3 protein-coding genes and 2 pseudogenes are annotated in these 4362 nt (G+C 62.7%); all 5 read left to right on the forward strand.

The window, feature by feature from the left end; genetic code table 11:
* The first annotated feature begins 176 nt into the window (after positions 1-176).
* The 5 genes and pseudogenes from oscA (at position 177) to G3436_RS23085 (ending at position 4197) form a co-directional block, all read left to right on the forward strand.
* Complete coding sequence (gene oscA / locus G3436_RS23065; RefSeq protein WP_007899630.1) at positions 177-359, forward strand: sulfur starvation response protein OscA; 183 nt, start codon at positions 177-179, stop codon at positions 357-359.
* 46 nt (positions 360-405) lie between these two features.
* Positions 406-1412, forward strand: a pseudogene (locus tag G3436_RS23070) (sulfate ABC transporter substrate-binding protein).
* 87 nt (positions 1413-1499) lie between these two features.
* Positions 1500-2318 (forward strand): sulfate ABC transporter permease subunit CysT, encoded by an 819-nt coding sequence (gene cysT / locus G3436_RS23075; RefSeq protein ID WP_163949906.1) that lies wholly within the window; start codon positions 1500-1502, stop codon positions 2316-2318.
* A gap of 14 nt (positions 2319-2332) precedes the next feature.
* Positions 2333-3205 carry a sulfate ABC transporter permease subunit CysW gene (gene cysW / locus G3436_RS23080; RefSeq protein WP_163949909.1) on the forward strand — a complete coding sequence of 291 codons (873 nt, stop codon included), beginning with the start codon at positions 2333-2335 and terminating at the stop codon, positions 3203-3205.
* A 3-nt stretch (positions 3206-3208) separates the two neighbouring features.
* A pseudogene (locus tag G3436_RS23085) lies at positions 3209-4197 on the forward strand (sulfate/molybdate ABC transporter ATP-binding protein).
* Positions 4198-4362: the final 165 nt, after the last annotated feature.

The following is a 4362-nucleotide window of genomic DNA, read 5'->3' on the forward strand; positions in this document are numbered from 1 at the left end:
TTGCCAGCGAAGGGCGCGACGCGCTCTCACTCTGGAATCGATTTTTTAGTTATATAAAAATTCTTAAATAGTATTTTTAAGAATATTCGACCCTCTCTAAGATTGCCCTCAAGCCAGGCGCAGTCGTCCCCTTCAGATGCAGCTGCACGGCACCCCTTATTTCCAGGAGCACGAGCATGAGCGCATCCCTGCGTAGCGTTGACGGACAGGACGAAGCCACCATTCTGCGCGAGATCCAGAGCGCCTTGCGCGACCTGCGCTTTGGCGCGGTGGAAATCACCGTGCACAACGCCCAGGTCGTTCAGATCGAACGCAAGGAAAAATTCCGCCTGCAAAGCCCGGGCAACAAGCCCAGCTGATTCAGCCACCCAATTAGAAAAAAATACGCCAATCGGGAGCTTCACCATGTCCATTCGCCGTTATGCCCTGGCCGCCCTCGCCAGCGCCGTTTTTGCCGGTTCCGCCATCGCCAAGGACTACGAGCTGTTGAACGTGTCCTACGACCCGACCCGCGAGCTGTACCAGCAGTACAACGCAGAATTCATCAAGCACTGGCAGCAGGCGCATCCCGACGACAAGGTGAAGATCCAGCAGTCCCATGGTGGCTCGGGCAAGCAGGGCCGTGCGGTGATCGACGGCCTGCGCGCCGACGTGGTGACCCTGGCCCTGGCCGGCGACATCGACGAAATCGCCAAGCTCGGCAAGACCCTCCCGGAAAACTGGCAGACCCGCCTGCCGGACGCCAGCACCCCGTACACCTCGACCATCGTGTTCCTGGTACGCAAGGGCAACCCCAAGGGCATCAAGGACTGGGGCGACCTGATCAAGAACGACGTGTCGGTGATCACGCCCAACCCGAAAACCTCCGGCGGCGCGCGCTGGAACTTCCTCGCCGCCTGGGCCTACGGCCTGAAGGCCGGCGGCAGCGAAGCCAAGGCCCAGGAATACGTGCAGGCGCTGTTCAAGCACGTGCCGGTACTGGACACCGCGCCCGCGGCTCGACCATCACCTTCGTCAACAACGGTCAGGGTGACGTGTTGCTGGCCTGGGAAAACGAAGCCTTCCTGGCGCTCAAGGAAGACGGTGGCGCCGACAAGTTCGACATCGTCGTGCCGTCGCTGTCGATCCTGGCCGAGCCGCCGGTGGCGGTGGTCGACAAGAACGCTGCCAAGAAAGGCAACGAGCAGATCGCCGAGGAATACCTCAAGCACCTCTACAGCCCTGCCGGCCAGAAGATCGCCGCCGAGAACTTCTACCGCCCGCGTGACGCCAAGGTCGCCGCCGAGTACGCCAAGCAGTTCCCCAAACTGGACCTGGTGACTATCGACAAAGACTTCGGTGGCTGGAAGACTGCCCAACCCAAGTTCTTCAACGATGGTGGTGTGTTCGACCAGATCTACACGGCGCAGTGATGCGTGGCCGTTAGGATAATCGCCATTCAGTAGCCAGCATGGGCCCGGGATTCGTCTCGGGCTTCATGCGTTCAACCAGGGACTTTTATGTCGCGTCGTATCTCCCCCGTCATACCCGGCTTCGGGCTGACGCTGGGCTACACCTTGGTGTACCTCAGCCTGATAGTGCTCATACCACTGGCGGCCATGTTCGTGCATGCCGCGCAGCTCACCTGGGACCAGTTCTGGGCCATCGTCACCGCACCGCGGGTGCTGGCGGCGCTCAAGCTCAGTTTCAGTACCGCGTTCTATGCCGCGCTGATCAACGGCGTGATCGGCACCTTGCTGGCCTGGGTGCTGGTGCGCTACACCTTCCCGGGGCGCAAGATCATCGATGCGATGATCGACCTGCCGTTCGCGCTGCCCACGGCGGTGGCCGGTATCGCGCTGACCGCACTGTATGCGCCGTCCGGGCTGGTGGGCCAGTTCGCCACCGACCTGGGCTTCAAGATTGCCTACACGCCGCTGGGCATCACCTTGGCGCTGACCTTCGTGACCTTGCCGTTCGTGGTGCGCACGGTGCAGCCGGTACTGGCCGACATCCCGCGTGAAGTCGAGGAAGCCGCCGCGTGCCTGGGCGCCAAGCCCCTGCAGGTGTTCCGCTACGTGCTGGCGCCGGCCCTGTTGCCGGCCTGGCTGACCGGCTTTGCGCTGGCCTTTGCACGGGGCGTGGGCGAGTACGGCTCGGTGATCTTCATCGCCGGCAACATGCCGATGAAGACCGAGATCCTGCCGTTGCTGATCATGGTCAAGCTCGACCAGTACGACTACACCGGCGCCACCGCCATCGGCGTGATGATGCTGGTGGTTTCCTTCATCCTGCTGCTGCTGATCAACCTGTTGCAGCGGCGCATCGAAACCCCTTGAAGGAGGCCTGAGCCATGTCTACGTCAACACTTGGTGTGGCCGCTTCGGCCAATGCTGCCCGCCGTGGCAGCGCTGTTTCACGGCGCGTGCTGATCGGCCTCGGCTGGTTGATCTTCGCGCTGTTCCTGCTGCTGCCGCTGTTCATCGTGGTGTCCCAGGGCCTGAAGATGGGCCTGGGTACCTTTTTCGAGGCGATCTTCGAGCCTGATGCGCTGTCGGCGCTCAAGCTCACCCTGATCGCGGTGGCCATCTCGGTGCCGCTGAACCTGGTGTTCGGGGTCAGTGCGGCCTGGTGCGTGAGCAAGTACAGCTTCCGTGGCAAGAGCATCCTGGTGACCCTGATCGACCTGCCGTTCTCGGTGTCGCCGGTGATCGCGGGCCTGGTCTACGTGCTGATGTTCGGCGCGCAGGGCTTCTTCGGCCCGTGGCTGCAAGACCATGACATCCAGATCGTGTTCGCCTTGCCGGGCATCGTGCTGGCGACCATCTTCGTCACTGTGCCGTTCGTGGCGCGCGAGCTGATCCCGCTGATGCAGGAGCAGGGCACCCAGGAAGAGGAGGCCGCGCGCCTGCTCGGGGCCAACGGCTGGCAGATGTTCTGGCACGTCACCGTGCCCAACATCAAATGGGGCCTGATCTATGGCGTGGTGCTGTGTACGGCGCGGGCCATGGGCGAGTTCGGTGCGGTGTCGGTGGTGTCCGGGCATATTCGCGGGGTGACCAACACCTTGCCGCTGCATGTCGAGATCCTCTACAACGAATACAACCATGTCGCGGCTTTCAGCGTGGCCAGCCTGTTGCTGATCCTGGCGCTCTTCATCCTGCTGCTCAAGCAGTGGAGCGAGTCTCGCATTAACCGTCTGCGCCAAAGCGCAGCGGAGGAATAATTCATGTCGATCGAAGTTCGTAACGTCAGCAAGCGCTTCAACGCTTTCCAGGCCCTGGACAGCATCAACCTGGATATCCACAGCGGCGAGCTGGTGGCACTGCTGGGCCCGTCGGGCTGTGGCAAGACCACCTTGCTGCGCATCATTGCCGGGCTGGAAACCCCGGACCAGGGCAGCATCGTGTTCCATGGCGAAGACGTGTCGGGGCACGACGTGCGTGATCGCAACGTCGGTTTCGTGTTCCAGCACTACGCGCTGTTCCGCCACATGAGCGTGTTCGACAACGTCGCCTTCGGCCTGCGCATGAAGCCCAAGGGCGAGCGCCCGAGCGAAAGCCGGATTGCCGAGAAGGTGCATGAGCTGCTGAGCATGGTGCAGCTGGACTGGCTCAGCGACCGCTACCCCGAGCAGCTGTCGGGCGGCCAGCGCCAGCGTATTGCGCTGCGCGGGCGTTGGCGGTGGAGCCCAAGGTGCTGCTGCTGGACGAGCCGTTCGGTGCGCTGGATGCCAAGGTGCGCAAAGAGCTGCGCCGCTGGTTGGCGCGCCTGCACGAAGACATCAACCTGACCTCGGTGTTCGTGACCCACGACCAGGAAGAAGCCATGGAAGTGGCGGACCGCATCGTGGTGATGAACAAGGGCGTGATCGAGCAGATCGGCTCGCCGGGCGAGGTGTACGAGAACCCGGCCAGCGATTTCGTCTACCACTTCCTCGGCGATTCGAACCGTCTGCACCTGAGCGAGGACCACCACGTGCTGTTCCGTCCGCATGAAGTGTCGCTGTCGCGGCATGAGGTGGAAGGCCACCATGCGGCTGAAGTGCGTGATATCCGGCCGCTGGGCGCGACCACGCGGGTGACGCTGAAGGTAGAAGGGCAGAGCGAGCTGATCGAGGCGGAAGTGGTCAAGGATCACGACAGCCTGACCAACCTGGCGCGTGGCGAAACGTTGTTCTTCAAACCGAAGGTGTGGCAGAAGGTCGGCAACATCTGAGGCCTCTCGGGCCTCTTCGCTGGCAAGCCAGCTCCCACAGGGTTATCACTCAGCCTGAGAGCAGTGGGGTAACTGTGGGAGCTGGCTTGCCAGCGATGGGCCGCGCAGCGGCCCTGGGCCTCACCACACCCCGATCTTCACCAGGCTATCCGCCTGCGGCTCCCC

The organism is Pseudomonas brassicae, from assembly GCF_010671725.1.
Taxonomy (GTDB): Bacteria; Pseudomonadota; Gammaproteobacteria; order Pseudomonadales; family Pseudomonadaceae; genus Aquipseudomonas; species Aquipseudomonas brassicae.

Excerpts from the sequence above, each read along its gene's own strand:
- oscA (WP_007899630.1), top strand. The coding sequence starts at position 177 with ATGAGCGCATCCCTGCGTAGCGTTGACGGACAGGACGAAGCCACCATT.
- cysT (WP_163949906.1), top strand. The coding sequence starts at position 1,500 with ATGTCGCGTCGTATCTCCCCCGTCATACCCGGCTTCGGGCTGACGCTG.
- cysW (WP_163949909.1), top strand. The coding sequence starts at position 2,333 with ATGTCTACGTCAACACTTGGTGTGGCCGCTTCGGCCAATGCTGCCCGC.